The following is a 16,593-nucleotide window of genomic DNA, read 5'->3' as shown; positions in this document are numbered from 1 at the left end:
AAAGGGGTCAGTTCGCTGTATTCGGTGCTTGTTGCCCGGCCACGCGGCGTGACCAACGGCGCGCGGGCTGCTCGATCAGCCTTGCAAAGGGCACGGCGACGACGAGGCACAGCGCGATCACGGCCAGCTTGACCATGTCGGCCTGCCAGTCCGGCCCGACCAGCGCGTCCTCGCCGCCGATGGTGGTATCGGCAATCATCAGTCCGAAGCGCGGCTGGATCACCGCCAGCAGATCGAACACGCGGCCGATCACGAAGACATGAACCATGTAGAGCGCATAGGACATCGTGCCGAGCCACTGGAACGGTGCGGCGGTCAGCACGCGCGAGACAAGGCCCTGCTGGAGTGCCGCCAGCGCGACGACGGCGGTGGCGGCAAGATCGAAGGCCGGAATGCTGCCACTGCTCCACAGCACGGCACCAAGCGCGGCGAAGGCGGCAAGCTCCAGCACCGTGGCGATGCCGGTGCCCAGTGCAGGAGGACTGCTGCGCTCCAGCGCGCGATGCAGTAACAGGCCAAGGCCGAAGCCTGCAAGGCCCCGCGCGATGTTCGAGGCGAGGCTGTCGAAACCCGGGCCGAACGCCATGAAGACCAGAACGGCGATGGCGAGCGCCAGCCACGGCATCCAGGCCCGCGCACCCAAGGTCCGCCAGCCAGTCGCAGCGACGATATAGAGGAGCATCTCGACGGAGACCGACCAGCTCGGGTGGTTCCAGGTAAGGCCTAGCGAAGGGACGATTCCCTGCAGGAGCAAGTAGGCAATCGGCAGGTCCGCCGGATCGTTGCGCCCGGCCATCAGGCCATGGGTGCGCAGCTCGGGGCGGATGAGACCCAGGGCCAGCATCGACAGCACGAAGACCGTGAGCATCGCGGCGTGGAGTGGCCAGACTCGGCCCCAGCGCAGCCACAGAAAGCGCGAGACCGAATAGCCTCCGCTGAGCTTCGCGCCATAGGAGGCGGCGATCACGAATCCGGAAAGGACGAAGAACAGATCGACCATGCGGCCGAAGTTCGCGTCGAACCCCGCCGCCGAAAGGCCGGCGGCGGCGGGGATGTGATGAAACACCACGCCCACCGCCGCAAGGCCGCGCAGGGAATCGAGCACGGGATAGCGCAAGGCTTTCACCGCGCCGGTCCCGTCGCTGCCGGGTCCTACCACCACTTCTCCGGACGGGCAGAGAACTGCGCGCGCTGTTCGATGGCAAGGCTGGCGTTGAGCACGCCCTGCTCGTCAAACGCCTTGCCGATGACCTGAAGACCGAGCGGCAACCCGTTGCGGTCAAGCCCGGCGGGGACCGACATGGCGGGGAGCCCTGCAAGGCTGGCGGGCACCGAGAACACGTCGTTCAGGTACATTTCCAGCGGATCGGCGCTCTTTTCGCCAAGGGCAAATGCCGAGGACGGCGCGGTCGGCACGAGGATCACGTCGACGTCCATGAAGGCGTTGGTGAAGTCACGCGCGATCAGGGTGCGGACCTTCTGCGCCTGCGTGTAGTAGGCATCGTAGAAGCCTGCCGAGAGCACGTAAGTGCCGATCATGATGCGGCGCTTCACTTCCGGGCCAAACCCGGCAGCGCGGGTGGCGGCGTACATATCCTGCAGGCCTGCACCGTCCGGCAGATCGCGCAGACCGTAACGCACGCCATCGTAGCGGGCTAGGTTCGACGAGGCTTCGGCAGGCGCAATGATGTAGTAAGTCGGCAGCGCGTACTTGGTGTGCGGCAACGAGATTTCGACGATCTCGGCGCCCGCGTCCTTCAGCCAAGCAATGCCATCGTCCCAGCTCTTGGACACATCCGGGTCCATGCCGTCGAGGCGGTATTCGCGGGGAATGCCGACCTTCTTGCCGCGCATGTCGGCGCTGAGCCCTGCAGTCCATTCAGGGACGGGAAGGTTCAGGCTGGTCGAATCCTTGGGGTCGAACCCGGCCATGGCTTCGAGCATGATTGCGCAGTCGGTCACGTCATGGGCCATCGCGCCGGCCTGATCGAGGCTGGAGGCGAAAGCGACGACACCCCAGCGCGAACAGCGGCCGTAGGTCGGCTTTATCCCTGAGATGCCGGTGAAGGCGGCGGGCTGGCGGATAGAACCGCCGGTGTCAGTGCCGGTGGCAGCAGGCGCGATGCGCGCAGCCACGGCAGCGGACGAACCGCCCGACGAGCCACCGGGGGCGAGCGGTGCGGTGTCGCTCGGACGGCGCCATGGCGAGATCACATTGCCGAAGGCCGAGGTTTCGTTCGAGGAGCCCATCGCGAACTGGTCGAGGTTGAGCTTGCCGAGCATGCCCGCGCCCGCGTCCCACAGCTTGCTGCTGACGGTCGATTCGTACTGCGGGATGAAGCCTTCGAGGATCTTCGAGGCGGCGGTGGTCTGCGTGCCCTTTGTGGCAAACAGGTCCTTCATGCCGATGGGCACGCCCGCCATGGTGCCAAGCGGCTTGCCGGCGGCGCGGTCGGCATCGACCTTCGCGGCGGCATCGAGCGCCTTTTCGGGCGTGGTGACGATGAACGCGTTGAGTGCGGGCTGAGCCGCTTCGACCGCAGCGTTGAAGGCGGTGGCGACTTCGGTGGCGGTAAATTCGCCCTTGGCCACGCCATCGCGGATGGCGGCAATGCCGAGATCGGTAAGGTTGGTCATTTCAGAACTTCCAGCTGCGTCCCCGCGAAGGCGGGGACCTCAGGCAGTGATACGAGACGGTCAGCCATGCGGCACGAGGCCCCCGCCTTCGCGGGGGCGCAGCGGGGGAGGGGCATCACTCGATCACCTTGGGCACGCCGAAGAAGCCGTGTTCGGGCGCGGGGGCGTTGGCCAGTACGGCGTCGCGGATGTTGCCACCGGTCAGCGGGTCGGCGCCCACCACGTCATCGCGCAGGCGCTGATGGTTGGGGATGACCGCAGTCATCGGCTCGATCCCGGTCACATCGACTTCGCCGAGCTGTTCGACCCAGGCGAGGATGCCGTTCAGTTCGGGGACCATCGCGTCCAGGTCGGCCTCGGTCACCTTGATGCGGGCCAGCGAGGCGATCTTCGCCACCGTGGCGGTATCTACGGACATGGCGGATACTCTTGTCGGAAAGAAATGAGGAACGCCGCGCGCTACCAGAGCGCGCGGCGTGCTTCAAGCCGAGGCGGGACCGCAAGGGGCCCCTGCCCGGCGGATATCAGGGTTGCGGAGCGCCTTCGGGCATGGGCATGGGCATGCCGCCGGGAGCCGCACCGGCACCGCCCTGCATCTTGCGCATCTGCTCAAGCATCATGCGCTGCTGCTCCAGTTCGGCCGCGCTCTTGAAGTCGATCAGTTCGATTTCGAAGACGAGGTCCGAGTTGGCGGGGATCACAACTTCGCCGGTCTGCGGATTGCGCTTTTCATCCGCGCCATAGGCCTTCTCTGCCGGGATCTCGAGGACGTACTTGCCGCCCTTCTGCATCTTCGACAGGCCCTCGGAGAAGCCGGGGATCACGGTTTCGAGCGGCAGCACGGCCTGCTGGCCGCGATCGAATTCCTTGCCGCTGGCGAGGCGACCGACATAGTTGATCAGCGCAACGTCAGCCTTGGTCGGCGATGCGCCGGTCCCGGCCTTCACCGTCTCGATCTCGATGCCCTGGTAGCGGGTGGCATAGGCCACGCCCGAACCGAGCACGACCGCAGCGATGACGCCGAGCCAGATCTTGCCGATGGAGCCCTTGGCAACGGGCTGGAGCGGAACGCGGGTGATTTCCGACATGCTTTCCCCCTCGAACGCGATTCGCCCGAATCGCGCTGGATGATTCGAATGACCTGAACCGGACCCACGAAAAAGGGCGCCGGAGTTCGGCGCCCTCTTGGCCCATCAGGGCTTAAACGGCAAGTAGCCAGATGGGGCGTTGCCGCCCCGCCCGGTCTTACTTTCCGCCGTCACGCTCCTGGCGCTTGCGCTCGAGCTTGCGGGCGCGGCGCACGGCTGCAGCCTTCTCGCGAGCGCGCTTTTCCGAGGGCTTCTCGAAGTGGCGACGCAGCTTCATTTCGCGATACACGCCTTCACGCTGCAGCTTCTTCTTGAGTGCACGAAGAGCCTGGTCAACGTTGTTATCGCGAACGAGAATCTGCATAAACCGCTACACCTCAAACTGTCGGCAAGAGCCCGCCAATCGTGCGGGAGTTACCCTGATTCTGGAAATACCAAACGTGCCGAATCCGTACAGGACCGGCCCGAACGGGAGCGCCACTAGCCAAATCGGGCGGCAAAGGCAAGCAAAGTCGTGCATTTTGCAGGCCATGGGGTTAAGGGCGGCGGATGAACTCTCCCAATACCCTGACGGCAACCGCCATCGTAGCGATCGGCGGCGGCATAGGCGCCATGCTGCGCTACCATGCCGGGCGTGCCGTGACCGCCTTTGCCGGTCCCAACACCGTGTTCCCTTGGGGCACTTTCCTGATCAATGTCAGCGGCAGCCTGCTGATGGGCCTGCTCGCCGGATGGCTGGCGCGGCAGGACGGAGCCGAATCGCTGCGCCTGCTGCTTGGCGTCGGCGTGCTGGGTGGCTTCACCACCTTCTCGGCCTTCAGCCTTGAAACGGCGATGCTGATGCAGCGCGGACTCTATGGCCTCGCTTCGGTCTATGCGTTGGGCTCGCTGGTCGCAGGCGTGGCCGGGCTGTTCCTTGGCCTTTCGATGATGCGAGGTGCAGCGTGAAAATACCTCGCAAGGGCCAAGGCGCCCTCCCCGACGATCAGGTTCGCCAGTTCACCATCGGCAAGGACGATGAAGGCGCGCGGCTTGACCGCTGGTTCAAGCGCCACCTGCCGCAAGTGGGCTTTGCCACCGTTTCGCGCTGGGCGCGCACCGGGCAGATCCGGCTCGACGGCAAGCGCGCCGATGTCGACACCCGGCTCGAGGCCGGACAGACCTTGCGCGTGCCCCCCGGCAATGCCACCCCGGTCGGCACACCCGGCAAGGGCGAGCGTCCGCGCGAACCGCTGACCGACGAGCAGATCGAACTCGCCGAATCGATGATCCTCTCGCAGGACCGCGCCGCAATCGTGCTCAACAAGCCGCCTGGCCTTGCAACGCAGGGCGGCAGCGGCACCTACGAGCATGTCGACGGATTGCTTGATGCCTATGCGCAGGGCGGCGGCCCGCGTCCGCGTCTGGTCCACCGGTTGGACAAGGACACCTCGGGCGTGCTGCTGATCGCGCGCACGCCGGGCAGCGCCGCGTTCTTCTCTAAGCGCTTCTCCGGGCGCACCGCGCGCAAGATCTACTGGGCGCTGGTCGTCGGCGTGCCGGACGTGAAGGACGGGCTGATCGAACTGCCCATCGCCAAGCAGCCGGGCACCGGCGGCGAGAAGATGATGGTCGACGAAAGCGGACAGGGCCAGACCGCCCGCAGCCGCTATCGCGTGATCAGCCGCGCGGGCAACGCCGCGGCATGGGTCGAACTGCAGCCGCTGACCGGGCGCACGCACCAGTTGCGCGTGCACATGGCGGCGATCGGCCACCCAATCGTGGGCGATGGCAAGTATGGCGGGCAGGCCGCGTTCCTGACCGGGACGATCAGCCGCAAGATGCACCTCCACGCCCGCCGTCTGCGCATCGAGCATCCCGAGGGCGACCTGCTCGACGTGACAGCGCCCCTGCCCGCGCACTTCGAGGCAAGCATGGCGAGTCTGGGCTTCCATGAGGAAGACGGCGATCTGGCGATCGATCCGATCAAGCCGATCCCCGAAAAGACGATGCAGAAGCGCGCCGCCAAGGCGCACGCCAAGGAATACCGCAAGGAGCGCCGAGGCGAACGCCGCAAGCGCGCCGATGGCGAAAAGGGCGCAGGCAGTGCTGGTCGCACGCCGACAGGCAAGCGTGCCGGTCCTGCCAAGGCTCCTGCCAAAGCGGGTACCAAGCCGGGACCGAAGTCTGGTGGCAAGCCTGATGCCAAGGCTGCGGCTCGGCCTGCCAAGCCTGCGGGGGTTCGCTTCGGAGCCGCTCGCGGGTCCGAGGCACGCAATGCCGAGGCCCGCTCTACTGGCGGCAGGGCCTCTGCGCGCAAGCCCGGCACCGGTGCTCCCAAGGGCAAGCCGCGCTGATGCATCCCAACCCGGCGTTCCGTCATGACGACCGCGCGCTGCTGGAAGCGCTGATCGGCGAGATCGGCTTCGGGATGGTCTTCGCGACCATACCCGATGGCCCGCGCGTGGCGCATGTGCCGCTGCTCTCCACCGGAGACGGCGCGGTGCAGTTCCACCTGGCGCGCGGGAATGCCCTGACCAAGCACCTTGATGGGATGATGGCGCTGGCTGTCCTCAACGGGCCGGACGGCTACGTGTCCCCCCGCTGGTATGCCGATGCGGCGCAAGTGCCGACGTGGAACTACGTTTCGCTTGAGCTGGAAGGACGGGTGCGGCGGATGGATCAGGAAGGGCTGCTCGGATTGCTCGAAGCGTCCTCCAGCCACCACGAAGGGCGCATTTCCGAAGGCACGCCCTGGACGATGGACAAGATGCCCGAGGACACGCTGCGCCGGATGATGGGCGGTATCGTCGGCTTCGAGATGGAAGTGCTGGCGTGGCGGCCCACCTTCAAGCTATCGCAGAACAAGAGCGCCGACGAGCGAGCGAGCGTGGCGGCGGGGTTTGAGGCAGAGGGCTCTCCAGCGATCGCCGAACTGATGCGGAGGCTTGTCTCTTGAGATTGGCGATCTTCGATTGCGACGGCACGCTGGTCGACAGCCAGGCCGATATCTGCGCGGCGATGGACGCAGCGTTCCGGGCTGCCGGGCTGATCCCGCCCGAGCGCCAGCTGACGCGGCGCGTCGTCGGCCTTTCGCTGCACGAGGCAATGCGCCAGTTGCACCCTGAGGGCGAGCATCACGAGCATGCCAGCCTGACCGAACTCTACAAGGACGCCTTCCGCGCCCGGCGCGCGGCAGGCGCGGTGGCAGAGCCGCTCTACGAGGGCATTGCCGCGCTGGTCGAGGATCTAGCGCGCGAGGGCTGGCAGCTTGCGGTGGCCACGGGCAAATCGGACAAGGGGCTTGCCCACTGCCTCGCCACCCACGGCCTGACCGGCCACTTCGTCTCGCTGCAGACGGCGGACCGGCACCCGTCCAAGCCCGACCCTTCGATGATCGAGCAGTGCATCGCGGATGCGGGCGCGGACCGTGCGCGCACGGCGATGATCGGCGATACGGTCTATGACATCCACATGGGCGTGAACGCGGGCGTGCGGTGCTTCGGTGTCGACTGGGGCTACCACGAGACCGACGAACTGATCGAAGCAGGCGCGGAGGCCGTGGCGACGAGCATCGAGGACCTGCGCGCGCTGCTCGGGAGGATTGCATGAGCGATCCTGCTGTCGGGCGTTACTTCGCGTTGCAGGTGGTGCGGCTTTCCGGCGCGCTGCTGGTGCTGCTCGGCGTGCTGGTGCAGGCGGGCAAGGGGCCGGGGCCGCTCTCGGCGCTGCCGCCGCTGGCCGGGATCGTCATGGCTCTGGCGGGCCTGTGGGACTTCTTTTTCCTGCCGCGCATCGTCGCGCGGCGGTGGCGAACTCCGGATTAGAGAATGAAGCGCTTTTACAAGGATGTGACGGTCGAGGCAGCAGACGGCGGCTTCGGGGTGAGGCTCGACGGGCGGGCGATTAGGACGGTCGGCGGCAGACCGCAGGTGGTGCCGACACAGGCGCTGGCCGAGGCGATGGCGGCGGAATGGGAGCGCCAAGGGCCTGAGATCGACCCTGCGCTGTTCCTCTACCGCGACATGGCCGACTACGCGATCGACGTGGTGGCGGGTGATCCGGCGTCCGTCATCGGCGAAATCCTGCCTTATGCCGAGACCGACACGCTGTGCTACCGGGCCGAGCCGGACGAGGCCTTTGCGGCACGCCAGCGCCTGATGTGGGAGCCGCTTCTCGCCACAGCCGAGGCGCGAATTGGTGCGACGTTCGTGCGGGTATCGGGCGTGATCCACAAGCCGCAACCGGCCGAAACGCTGGCGCGGTTGCGCGCAGAGTTGGAAACTCTCGACGCTTTCGCACTTGCCGCCCTGCGCAACACCGCGAGCCTCGCCGCCTCGCTGATCCTCGGCCTTGCCGCGCTGGAGCCGCAAGCGGACCTCGACGCGCTGTGGGATGCGGCCAACCTCGAAGAGGACTGGCAGGCCGAACTCTGGGGCAAGGATGCCGAAGCGATGGAACGGCGGGAGCGGCGGGCTGGCGCCTTTGCTGCGGCGGCGCGGTTTGCGGGGTTGGCGCGGGGTTAGGCGGAGAGGTGGTGGGCCCCGGCCTTCGCCGGGGCGACGGATTCTCTCGCTCTATCTTGCTATATATGTATCGTCATCCCGGCGAAGGCCGGGATCCATTGGGATTCCAGTGAGACCGACGGCTGGATTACCCCAGCCAGTCCGCGACCTGCTTGGCCACGGCATTTGCCGCTTCATTGAGCGCCGGGCCGACGTATTTCGCCTCGGCCTCGGTCACCGGCACCACGCTTTCGAAGCGCTTTGTCTCGACCTTGCCGCCGGCCTCGCGCACTGCGTCGTAGCGGACCACGGCGGAGCGGGTGCGGGCGTCGTAGCCCATGTCGAGGAGGCGTCCGGACAGGTGCACGGCGCCTGCGCCCGGATCGCCTTCGAGAACAAGGCGGGTGCCGCGCGCGCGGATGGTTTCGGCGAGGAGACGCTGGAACAGGCGCGCAGGCCGTTCGACCCACATCGTCTTCTGCAGATAGGCGACGTTGGCGTCATCAATCTGTACCGGCACGCGGGTGACCGCGAGGCGCGCTTCGGCGGAAGGCTCCATCACCACCAGCGCGCTGGCGAGCGTGCCGCTGGTGCCGCTGCCTGCGGCAGGCGCTGCGGTGGGAGTGAGTGCGAGCAGCGTATCGGGCACCTTAGGGCCGAGGCTGACGCAGCCTGCCAGTGTTGCGAGGAGCGCAGGGACGACAAGGGCTTTGCGGATCATCTTCATCGCCTCCTCAGTTCTTGTAGTCGGGCAGCTTGGGGCCGCCGACGAAGCCGCCGACGCCCTGATCGTTCAGGCGGTCGGTCACTTCGCGCAGAGACTTGGTCGTCGCCTGAAGATCGCGGATCGCGGCCTCGGCGGCGGGCAGCGTGCGTTCGTTGAGTTGCTTTGCGGCAGGGCGGGCATCGCTGAGCGTGCCCTGCAAGGCATCGGCTGCACCCTGTGCGGACTTCAAAGTCTTGCGCAATTGCTGGGCAAGGCCGTTGCTTTCGTCGTTGAGCACAGCATCAGCCGAGGTCGTCAACTTCTCAAAGCTGGCCAGCGTGTAGTTCGCCTGCCGCAGCGTTGCCTGCAGTTCGGCCATGGTGCGCTTCACATCGGGCGAGGCGTCGGCGAGGTTGGCGGTCATCTTGTCGGTGTTCGACAGGATGTTCTCGATCGACTTCTGGTTCTTGTCGGACAGGACCATCGTCAACCGCTCGGTCAGCGTGGCGAGGCGTTCGAGCAGGAGCGGCGCGTTCGACAGGATCTCGCCAAGGCCTGAGCGCTTGGTCGGAATCACCGGAACGCCTTCAGGGCAGGTCGCGCGCTTGTTTTCCTTCGGGCATTCGATGGCAGGCGCACCCTTGACCGCGCCGGTCAGCTGAATCGTCGAGACGCCGGTGAAGCTGCCGAGCAGGCTGGCGGTGGTGCCCTGAAGGATCGGCACCTTGCGGTCCACTGCGATGCGGACGCGGACGAATTCGGGATCGCGCTCCCACAGTTCGATGTCCTTGACCTGCCCCGAGGGCACGCCCGAGAACGAGACTTCGGAGCCCTTGGCAAGACCATCGACCGACTGCTTGAAGAAGATGTCGTACTCGTTGATGTCACCCTGATTGATCCGGGCGATCCAGACGGTCAGCAGGGCGACCGCCGCCATGAGCAGCAGCGTGACGAGGCCGACCCAGATGTGGTTTGCGCGCGTTTCCATGCCCTGTCCTTATGCCTCGTCCTGATCAACGCGCGAAGGCGCTTCGTCGGTCAATCGTGCCTTTACCGCATCGTGCCGCTCCTGCGCATCCTGCGCCGCGCGGCCGCGCGGGCCGTTGAAGTATTCCTGAATCCACGGGTGATCGAGCGCGAGCAGTTCCGGGATCGTGCCCACGGCGATGACCTTCTTGTCCGCGATCACCGCCACCCGGTCGCAGATCTCGTAAAGCGTATCGAGATCGTGAGTAATCAGGAAAACGGTGAGATCGAGCGTCTGCTGGAGCTTGAGGATCAGCTGGTCGAACGCGGCGGCACCGATCGGGTCGAGCCCGGCGGTGGGTTCATCGAGGAACAGCAGTTCGGGATCGAGCGAGAGCGCACGAGCAAGGCCCGCACGCTTCTTCATCCCGCCCGAAAGCTCGGACGGATACTTGCTCGTGGCTTCTGCGGGGAGGCCCGAGAGCAGAACCTTGTAGCGCGCGATCTCGTGGCGCAGCTCGTCGCTGATCTCGGGATAGAATTCACGTAGAGGAACTTCGACGTTCTCGGCCACGGTCAGGGTGGAGAACAAGGCGCCGCCCTGGAACAGCACGCCCCAGCGGCTGCGGATGTCGATGTCATCGTCGTCGCGCGCATCGGTGATCGAACTGCCGAGCACTTCGACTTCGCCCGATTCGGGAATCTGGAGACCGATGATCGTGCGCATCAGCACCGACTTGCCGGTGCCCGATCCCCCGACGACGCCAAGGATCTCCCCCTTGCGCACATCAAGGTCGAGTCCGTCGTGGATGACGTGGGTTCCGAACACGTTGCGCACGCCACGCACGCGGATGGGATACCTGCCTTCGAACTGTTCGGGCAGTTCCGGCAGCCGTTCGGGGGCTGGTGTCTGATCCATCAGCCCCACCCGATGTTGGTGAAGAACACTGCGAAGAAGGCATCGAGCACGATGACCGTGAAGATCGCCATGACGACGGCAGCGGTGGTGCGCGTGCCGACTTCCTCGGCGTTGTTCTTGACGTTGATGCCCTGATAGCACCCCGCCACCGCGACGATCAGGCCGAACACCGGAGCCTTGGTCAGCCCCACCCAGACGTCATGCAGCGGCACCACTTCCTGGATGCGCGCGAGGAAGGTGAAGAACGGGATGCCGAGCGTCAGGCTCGACAGGAACGCACCGCCGATGATGCCGAGGAATGCCGAGTAGAACCCGAGCAGGGGCATCATGATCATCGTGGCGAGAATGCGCGGCACGACCAGCGCTTCCATCGGCGAGACGCCGATCGTGCGCATGGCGTCGACCTCTTCGGTCAGCTTCATCGTGCCAAGCTGCGCGGCAAAGGCCGAACCGGAGCGGCCCGCGACCATGATCGCGGTCATCAGCACGCCGAGTTCGCGCAAGGTCAGGCGACCGACGAGGTTGACTGTGTAGATCTCAGCACCGAACTGGCGCAGCTGCACCGCGCCCTGCTGTGCAATGACGATGCCGACGAGGAAGCTCATCAAGCCGATGATGGCGAGCGCATTGACGCCGACCAGTTCCATCTGGTGGACCAGCGCTTTCATCCGGAAACGGCCGGGATGGCGCAACAGCGTGCCTGCAGAAAGGATCACCTGCCCGAGGAAGCCGACCACCTGCAACGCACCCCGGCCAAGGCCGATCATCACGTCGCCGACATGGGCGGGCACGCGTTCGAGCAGGGGAAGGCGCTTCGCGCGCACTGAATGGTCGTTCGAATCGGCTTTGCTGATGGCGTCGACCAGCTTCTGCGCTTCTTCGCTGCAGCCGATGATCTTCGCGTCGTTGTCACGCGAGAGGCGCCAGACGGTCCATGCGCCGACGGTGTCCATCCGGGTCACGCCAGTCAGGTCGATTTCCGAGACGGATTCGCTCAAGTTCCGCAGGCGCGCGTCGGTAAGACCGAGCGAGGACACGGTCATCGGCCCGCGAAACGCGAGCGTCGTTGTGCCACCCCCGTCGGCTTGCACTAGCTGGAAATCGGTCAGTTCCCGCATCTTGCCCGCTTCATGGGGGAAATCGGACAGGGCGACAAGTGCAACACATGAGCCGTAACGTTGGAACTGCCCTTGCGGTTCCCCGCAGCGCTTGCAGGCTGGGCGCTGGGATGGCAAGGCGCTGGCCCATGACCGACCAAACGCCCGACACCAATTCTGCAGAACTGGCCAAGACTTTCGAACCCGCCGGGATCGAGGCCAAATGGTATGCCCACTGGGAAAGCAATGGCCTGTTCCGGCCCGAGCGGCCCGATGCCGCGCCCTATACCATCGTCAATCCGCCGCCGAACGTGACCGGCTCGCTCCACATCGGCCACGCGCTCGACAACACGTTGCAGGACGTGGCGATCCGCTACGAGCGCCTGCGCGGCAAGGATGCGCTGTGGGTGGTGGGCATGGACCACGCCGGCATCGCCACGCAGATGGTGGTCGAACGCCAGATGGAAGCGCGACAGGACAAGCGCACCAACTACACGCGCGAACAGTTCGTGGAGAAGGTGTGGGAGTGGAAGACGGAAAGCGGCGGGACGATTACCGGCCAGCTGCGGCGCCTTGGCTGCTCGATGGACTGGTCGCGCGAGCAGTTCACGATGGACCCGCACTTCACCCGCGCCGTGGTGAAGGTCTTCGTTGACCTCTACAATCAGGGCCTGATCTACCGCGACAAGCGGCTGGTGAACTGGGACCCGAAGCTCAAGACCGCGATTTCCGACCTCGAGGTCGAGACGCGTGAGACGCAGGGCGGGTTCTGGCACTTCAAGTATCCGCTGGCCGATGGCGTGACGCGGGACGATGGCCTCGACTACATCGAGGTTGCGACCACGCGCCCCGAGACGATGCTGGCCGACATGGCCGTGGCGGTGCATCCCGAGGACGAGCGCTACAAGTCGGTCATCGGCAAGGAAATCCTGCAGCCGCTGACGGGGCGGCGCTTCAAGATCGTGGCCGACGAGCATGCCGATCCTGAGCTGGGTTCAGGCGCGGTCAAGATCACGCCGGGGCATGACTTCAACGACTTCGAAGTGGGCAAGCGCGCCGGGATCAAGGCGGGCGACATGCTCAACATGTTCGATGCCGAGGCCAAGGTGGTGCAGACCGCCGATGGGCTGGTGCCGGCCGAGTTCGTAGGCCTCGACCGCTTCGATGCGCGCAAGCTCGTGGTCGAGCGGATGAAGGAAGCTGGCTTCATCATCCCCCACGTGACGAAGGACAAGGAAGGCAACGAGATTGCCGCCGACTTCGAACCGCGCACGATCCAGACGCCGTTCGGCGACCGTGGCGGCGTGGTGATCGAACCCTGGCTGACCGACCAGTGGTACGTCGATGCCGAAACGCTGGCGAAGGCGCCGATGGAAGCGGTGCGCTCGGGCGCTATCGAGATTGTGCCCAAGACCTGGGAAAAGACCTTCTTCAACTGGATGGAGAACATCCAGCCCTGGTGCGTCAGCCGCCAGCTCTGGTGGGGGCACCGGATTCCGGCGTGGTACGGCTCTGATGGCCAGTGCTATGTTGCCGAAACCGAAGAGGAAGCGCAGGCCAAGGCCGGTGCAGGCGTGACGCTGGAGCGCGACAACGACGTCCTCGACACGTGGTTCTCCTCGGCGCTGTGGCCCTTCGCCACGCTCGGCTGGCCGGATGAAGACGCGCCGCTGCTGAAGAAGCACTACCCCAATGACCTGCTCGTCTCCGGCTTCGACATTCTGTTTTTCTGGGATGCGCGCATGGCGATGCAGGGCCTGCACTTCATGAAAGAAGTGCCGTGGAAGAAGCTCTATCTGCACGGCCTCGTCCGCGCGGCTGACGGCGCGAAGATGAGCAAGTCGAAGGGCAACGTGGTCGATCCGCTCGGCTTGATCGACAAGTACGGGGCCGATGCGCTGCGCTTCTTCATGTGCGCGATGGAGAGCCAGGGCCGCGACGTGAAGATGGATGAGAAGCGCGTCGAGGGTTATCGCAACTTCGCCACGAAGCTGTGGAACGCCGCGCGTTTCTGCCAGAGCAATGGCATCAACGGCAGCACTTCAGTGGCGGCGCCTGCGGCAACCTCGGCGGTGAACAAGTGGATCATCGGCGAAGTCGTCGAAACCGTCGCCGCGCTGGATCAGGCAATGGCCGACCTGCGCTTCGATGCGGCGGCGAACACCGTCTATCACTTCGTCTGGGACCAGTTCTGCGACTGGTACATCGAGCTGATCAAGGGCAACTTCGATGCCGAGACCAAAGCGGTTGCAGGCTGGGTGCTCGACCAGATTCTGGTGATGCTCCACCCGTTCATGCCCTTCGTGACCGAAGAGCTGTGGCATGCGCTGGGGCAGCGTGATGGCGAACTGATCGTGGCGGCTTGGCCGAAGCCCGAAGCCACGGTGGACGCAGCAGCCAAGCGTGAGGTCGAGTGGCTGATCGCGCTGGTCTCGAACCTGCGCACCGCCAAGAACGAACTCGGCATCGCGCCGGGGGCAAAGCTCGATGCCTATCTGCCCGAACCCTCGGCGCTGACTCGCGGGATCATCGAGGCCAATCCGGCGGCGATCGAGCGTCTGGCGCGGCTGAACGGCATCCGCTTCGAGGCCGCGCCTGCAGGCGCAGCGATGCAGGTGGGTGCGGGCGATGCCAACATCGTGGTGCCGCTGGAAGGCGTGATCGACATTGCGGCGGAAAAGGCACGTCTGGAAAAGGCGCTGGCGGCTTCGCAGAAGGAAGCCAAGTCGCTCGAAGGGCGTTTGGGCAACCCGTCGTTTGTCGAGAAGGCCAAGCCCGAGGCGGTCGAGAAGGCCCGCGCCGATCACGCGATGCACGCTGCCGAGGCCGAACGGCTGGCGGCGGCACTGCAGCGGCTGGGGTGAAGCCCCTCCCCCTCGATGGGGGAGGGTTACGCAGACTTGGCAGCTTGCTGCCTAGTCGGAGTTGGGCGGGGGTGCTGGCAGCGCGCGCCCGATATACCCCCATCCAGCTGCGGCTAGGCGGCACGCCGCCAAGCCTTCGCATCCTTCCCCCATCAAGGGGGAAGGAGTAAGGGGCGAGCAATGTCTATCGTACTCGCCACCACATCCCCCGGGGAACCGGAAGTCTTTTCCTCGCTGCAGGGCGAAGGCCCGTCGATGGGGCGCCCCTCTGTTTTCGTAAGGCTTTCCCGCTGCAACCTTGCCTGCCGCTGGTGCGACACGGCCTATACCTGGCGCTTCACCGGCGACAACCGGCCCCACCGCGACGAGGTGGCGTTCGAGCGCGGCGAAAATCAGGTGACGATGAGCGAGGCCGATGCCGCTGCGCTGATCCTCTCGCACCCCGAGGACCGACTGGTGATCACCGGAGGCGAACCGCTGCTGCAAGGCTCGGCGCTGGCGCGGGTGGTGGCGCTGGTGAAGGCCGGGCGCCCTGCCCTGCATGTCGAGGTCGAGACCAACGGCACGGTGGCGGTGCATCCGGAGCTGGACCCGCTGATCGACCAGTTCAACGTCAGCCCCAAGCTGGCGCATTCGGGCAATGCGGCAGAGCTGGCGCTGGTGCCCGAGCGGCTCGATGCCTGGGCGTGCGATCCGCGAGCGTGGTTCAAGTTCGTGGTGGCGACGCCAGCGGACCTTGCCGAGATTTCAGCGCTGCAGGAGCGCCATGCGATTGCCAGCGATCATCTGTTCGTGATGCCCGAGGGCACTGGCAGCGCGGTGCTGCGCGACCGTTCGCGCTGGCTTGCCGAGGAAGCGCTCGAGCGTGGCTGGCGGTTTACGGACCGGCTGCATATCCACCTGTACGGGGATACGCGGGGGACTTGAGGGTTTCCGCGTGAATACAACGCGTAAATACAACTGTGCCCCCGCGTAGGCGGGGGCCTCAGTCGCTTTACATTTGGGTTAAGTAACAACACTGAGGTCCCCGCCTTCGCGGGGACGCAAGTGGTGCGGTTCAGTTCAGAACGGGATATCGTCGTCGAGATCGTCGCCGAAGCCGCCTGCGCTGCCGCCGCCCTGGTTCCAGCCGCCGCCTGACGAACCACCTCCGGAGGCCCCGCCGCGCGAACCGCCGCCGTAGCTGCCGCCACCAGAGGAGCCGCCTTCGTTCCAGCCACCACCGGAGGAACGGCCACCGCCGCCGCCCATGCCGCCACCGCCTGCGCCACCCGAAGGGCCATCGAGCATGGTCAGCACGCCGCCCATGCCGCCGACCGAGATTTCGGTGGTGTAGCGGTCATTGCCCGACTGGTCCTGCCACTTGCGGGTGCGCAGCTGGCCTTCGATGTAGACCTTCGAACCCTTGCGCAGGAAGCGTTCGGCCACGCCGACGAGGCCGTCGGAATTGAGCACGACGGAGTGCCATTCGGTGCGCTCCTTCTTCTCGCCGGTGGCCTTGTCCTTCCAGCTTTCCGAAGTGGCGATGCGCAGGTTGGCGATGCGGCCGCCGTTCTGGAAGCTCTTCACTTCCGGATCCGCGCCGAGATTTCCGACGAGAATGACCTTGTTGACGCTGCCTGCCATCGAATCACATTCCTTCTGATCTGGGCAATTGCCTAGCGCATGGGTTTGGTGGGGGGCGAGTCCGGGCCTGCTAGTTTTCCAGAAGGAAGATGGGTTTCACGCAGAGACGCGGAGAAGAAAAGGGAGACGCAGAGGCGTAGGGCTGGGCCGCAAGGCCCCTTCATTCGAGCAGCGAAGAGGTTGACGCAAGAGCGGAATTGGAGAGC

General features: G+C 65.6%; 18 protein-coding genes. 8 read left to right on the top strand and 10 right to left on the bottom strand.

Features of this window, described 5'->3' with window-relative positions:
* Positions 1–7: 7 nt before the first annotated feature.
* The 5 genes from ACZ1JX_RS01555 to rpsU form a co-directional block, all read right to left on the bottom strand.
* Positions 8–1,159 carry an acyltransferase family protein gene (locus ACZ1JX_RS01555; RefSeq protein ID WP_465125080.1) on the bottom strand — a complete coding sequence of 384 codons (1,152 nt, stop codon included), beginning with the start codon at positions 1,157–1,159 and terminating at the stop codon, positions 8–10.
* Positions 1,153–2,637, bottom strand: coding sequence for an Asp-tRNA(Asn)/Glu-tRNA(Gln) amidotransferase subunit GatA (gene gatA, locus ACZ1JX_RS01550; protein ID WP_465125079.1), 1,485 nt, complete (start codon positions 2,635–2,637; stop codon positions 1,153–1,155). The genes ACZ1JX_RS01555 and gatA overlap by 7 nt, the downstream gene beginning before the upstream one ends.
* Before the next feature lie 115 nt (positions 2,638–2,752).
* Positions 2,753–3,055: an Asp-tRNA(Asn)/Glu-tRNA(Gln) amidotransferase subunit GatC gene (gatC, locus tag ACZ1JX_RS01545; RefSeq protein WP_465125078.1), complete on the bottom strand. Its 303-nt coding sequence runs from the start codon at positions 3,053–3,055 to the stop codon at positions 2,753–2,755.
* 106 nt (positions 3,056–3,161) lie between these two features.
* On the bottom strand, positions 3,162–3,725 hold the full coding sequence (locus ACZ1JX_RS01540; RefSeq protein WP_465125077.1) for an FKBP-type peptidyl-prolyl cis-trans isomerase: 564 nt from the start codon (positions 3,723–3,725) through the stop codon (positions 3,162–3,164).
* Between the two features lie 157 nt (positions 3,726–3,882).
* Positions 3,883–4,089, bottom strand: a complete 207-nt coding sequence (gene rpsU / locus ACZ1JX_RS01535) for a 30S ribosomal protein S21 (RefSeq protein ID WP_144902223.1) — start codon at positions 4,087–4,089, stop codon at positions 3,883–3,885.
* A 185-nt stretch (positions 4,090–4,274) separates the two neighbouring features.
* On the opposite strand from rpsU, the gene crcB reads away from it, so the two are divergent.
* From crcB to ACZ1JX_RS01505, 6 genes are read left to right on the top strand one after another with little or no spacing between them, the layout of a single operon-like run.
* Entirely contained in the window at positions 4,275–4,673 is a 399-nt protein-coding gene (gene crcB, locus ACZ1JX_RS01530; protein ID WP_465125076.1) for a fluoride efflux transporter CrcB, read from the top strand.
* Positions 4,670–6,061 (top strand): RluA family pseudouridine synthase, encoded by a 1,392-nt coding sequence (locus ACZ1JX_RS01525; RefSeq protein WP_465125075.1) that lies wholly within the window; start codon positions 4,670–4,672, stop codon positions 6,059–6,061. Before crcB ends, ACZ1JX_RS01525 begins: the two co-directional genes overlap by 4 nt.
* Positions 6,061–6,663 (top strand): FMN-binding negative transcriptional regulator, encoded by a 603-nt coding sequence (locus tag ACZ1JX_RS01520; protein ID WP_465125074.1) that lies wholly within the window; start codon positions 6,061–6,063, stop codon positions 6,661–6,663. Before ACZ1JX_RS01525 ends, ACZ1JX_RS01520 begins: the two co-directional genes overlap by 1 nt.
* Positions 6,660–7,316 (top strand): HAD-IA family hydrolase, encoded by a 657-nt coding sequence (locus tag ACZ1JX_RS01515; protein ID WP_465125073.1) that lies wholly within the window; start codon positions 6,660–6,662, stop codon positions 7,314–7,316. Before ACZ1JX_RS01520 ends, ACZ1JX_RS01515 begins: the two co-directional genes overlap by 4 nt.
* Positions 7,313–7,531: a hypothetical protein gene (locus ACZ1JX_RS01510; RefSeq protein ID WP_465125072.1), complete on the top strand. Its 219-nt coding sequence runs from the start codon at positions 7,313–7,315 to the stop codon at positions 7,529–7,531. Before ACZ1JX_RS01515 ends, ACZ1JX_RS01510 begins: the two co-directional genes overlap by 4 nt.
* A gap of 3 nt (positions 7,532–7,534) precedes the next feature.
* A complete protein-coding gene (locus ACZ1JX_RS01505; protein ID WP_465125071.1) occupies positions 7,535–8,230 on the top strand; it encodes an ATP12 family chaperone protein in 696 nt (231 codons plus the stop codon).
* Positions 8,231–8,357: 127 nt separating this feature from the next.
* On the opposite strand, the gene ACZ1JX_RS01500 is transcribed toward ACZ1JX_RS01505, so the two are convergent.
* The 4 genes from ACZ1JX_RS01500 to ACZ1JX_RS01485 are packed head-to-tail and all read right to left on the bottom strand — an operon-like array spanning position 8,358 to position 11,918.
* Positions 8,358–8,930, bottom strand: coding sequence for an ABC-type transport auxiliary lipoprotein family protein (locus ACZ1JX_RS01500; RefSeq protein WP_465125070.1), 573 nt, complete (start codon positions 8,928–8,930; stop codon positions 8,358–8,360).
* Between the two features lie 13 nt (positions 8,931–8,943).
* Positions 8,944–9,903 (bottom strand): MlaD family protein, encoded by a 960-nt coding sequence (locus tag ACZ1JX_RS01495; protein ID WP_465125069.1) that lies wholly within the window; start codon positions 9,901–9,903, stop codon positions 8,944–8,946.
* 9 nt (positions 9,904–9,912) lie between these two features.
* The gene (locus ACZ1JX_RS01490) at positions 9,913–10,800 is read right to left on the bottom strand and encodes an ABC transporter ATP-binding protein (protein ID WP_465125068.1); all 888 of its coding nucleotides are present in this window, start codon (positions 10,798–10,800) and stop codon (positions 9,913–9,915) included.
* Positions 10,800–11,918 carry an ABC transporter permease gene (locus ACZ1JX_RS01485; RefSeq protein WP_465125067.1) on the bottom strand — a complete coding sequence of 373 codons (1,119 nt, stop codon included), beginning with the start codon at positions 11,916–11,918 and terminating at the stop codon, positions 10,800–10,802. Before ACZ1JX_RS01485 ends, ACZ1JX_RS01490 begins: the two co-directional genes overlap by 1 nt.
* A gap of 128 nt (positions 11,919–12,046) precedes the next feature.
* Here ACZ1JX_RS01485 and ACZ1JX_RS01480 point away from each other — a divergent pair, with 128 nt between their 5' ends.
* Together ACZ1JX_RS01480 and ACZ1JX_RS01475 are read left to right on the top strand one after the other, a co-directional pair.
* Positions 12,047–14,761: a valine--tRNA ligase gene (locus ACZ1JX_RS01480; protein WP_465125066.1), complete on the top strand. Its 2,715-nt coding sequence runs from the start codon at positions 12,047–12,049 to the stop codon at positions 14,759–14,761.
* 180 nt (positions 14,762–14,941) lie between these two features.
* A complete protein-coding gene (locus tag ACZ1JX_RS01475) occupies positions 14,942–15,688 on the top strand; it encodes a 7-carboxy-7-deazaguanine synthase QueE (protein ID WP_465125065.1) in 747 nt (248 codons plus the stop codon).
* Between the two features lie 135 nt (positions 15,689–15,823).
* On the opposite strand, the gene ssb is transcribed toward ACZ1JX_RS01475, so the two are convergent.
* Entirely contained in the window at positions 15,824–16,387 is a 564-nt protein-coding gene (gene ssb, locus ACZ1JX_RS01470) for a single-stranded DNA-binding protein (protein WP_465125064.1), read from the bottom strand.
* Positions 16,388–16,593: the final 206 nt, after the last annotated feature.

The organism is Novosphingobium sp. BL-A-41-Hi4A-0G (genome assembly GCF_055521735.1).
Note: the sequence above shows the minus strand (reverse complement) of the source record. Positions and strands in the feature narration are given on the sequence as shown.

Excerpts from the sequence above, each read along its gene's own strand:
- gatA (WP_465125079.1), bottom strand. The coding sequence starts at position 2,637 with ATGACCAACCTTACCGATCTCGGCATTGCCGCCATCCGCGATGGCGTG.
- gatC (WP_465125078.1), bottom strand. The coding sequence starts at position 3,055 with ATGTCCGTAGATACCGCCACGGTGGCGAAGATCGCCTCGCTGGCCCGC.
- ACZ1JX_RS01540 (WP_465125077.1), bottom strand. The coding sequence starts at position 3,725 with ATGTCGGAAATCACCCGCGTTCCGCTCCAGCCCGTTGCCAAGGGCTCC.
- rpsU (WP_144902223.1), bottom strand. The coding sequence starts at position 4,089 with ATGCAGATTCTCGTTCGCGATAACAACGTTGACCAGGCTCTTCGTGCA.
- crcB (WP_465125076.1), top strand. The coding sequence starts at position 4,275 with ATGAACTCTCCCAATACCCTGACGGCAACCGCCATCGTAGCGATCGGC.
- ACZ1JX_RS01520 (WP_465125074.1), top strand. The coding sequence starts at position 6,061 with ATGCATCCCAACCCGGCGTTCCGTCATGACGACCGCGCGCTGCTGGAA.
- ACZ1JX_RS01510 (WP_465125072.1), top strand. The coding sequence starts at position 7,313 with ATGAGCGATCCTGCTGTCGGGCGTTACTTCGCGTTGCAGGTGGTGCGG.
- ACZ1JX_RS01505 (WP_465125071.1), top strand. The coding sequence starts at position 7,535 with ATGAAGCGCTTTTACAAGGATGTGACGGTCGAGGCAGCAGACGGCGGC.
- ACZ1JX_RS01500 (WP_465125070.1), bottom strand. The coding sequence starts at position 8,930 with ATGATCCGCAAAGCCCTTGTCGTCCCTGCGCTCCTCGCAACACTGGCA.
- ACZ1JX_RS01495 (WP_465125069.1), bottom strand. The coding sequence starts at position 9,903 with ATGGAAACGCGCGCAAACCACATCTGGGTCGGCCTCGTCACGCTGCTG.
- ACZ1JX_RS01490 (WP_465125068.1), bottom strand. The coding sequence starts at position 10,800 with ATGGATCAGACACCAGCCCCCGAACGGCTGCCGGAACTGCCCGAACAG.
- ACZ1JX_RS01485 (WP_465125067.1), bottom strand. The coding sequence starts at position 11,918 with ATGCGGGAACTGACCGATTTCCAGCTAGTGCAAGCCGACGGGGGTGGC.
- ACZ1JX_RS01480 (WP_465125066.1), top strand. The coding sequence starts at position 12,047 with ATGACCGACCAAACGCCCGACACCAATTCTGCAGAACTGGCCAAGACT.
- ACZ1JX_RS01475 (WP_465125065.1), top strand. The coding sequence starts at position 14,942 with ATGTCTATCGTACTCGCCACCACATCCCCCGGGGAACCGGAAGTCTTT.
- ssb (WP_465125064.1), bottom strand. The coding sequence starts at position 16,387 with ATGGCAGGCAGCGTCAACAAGGTCATTCTCGTCGGAAATCTCGGCGCG.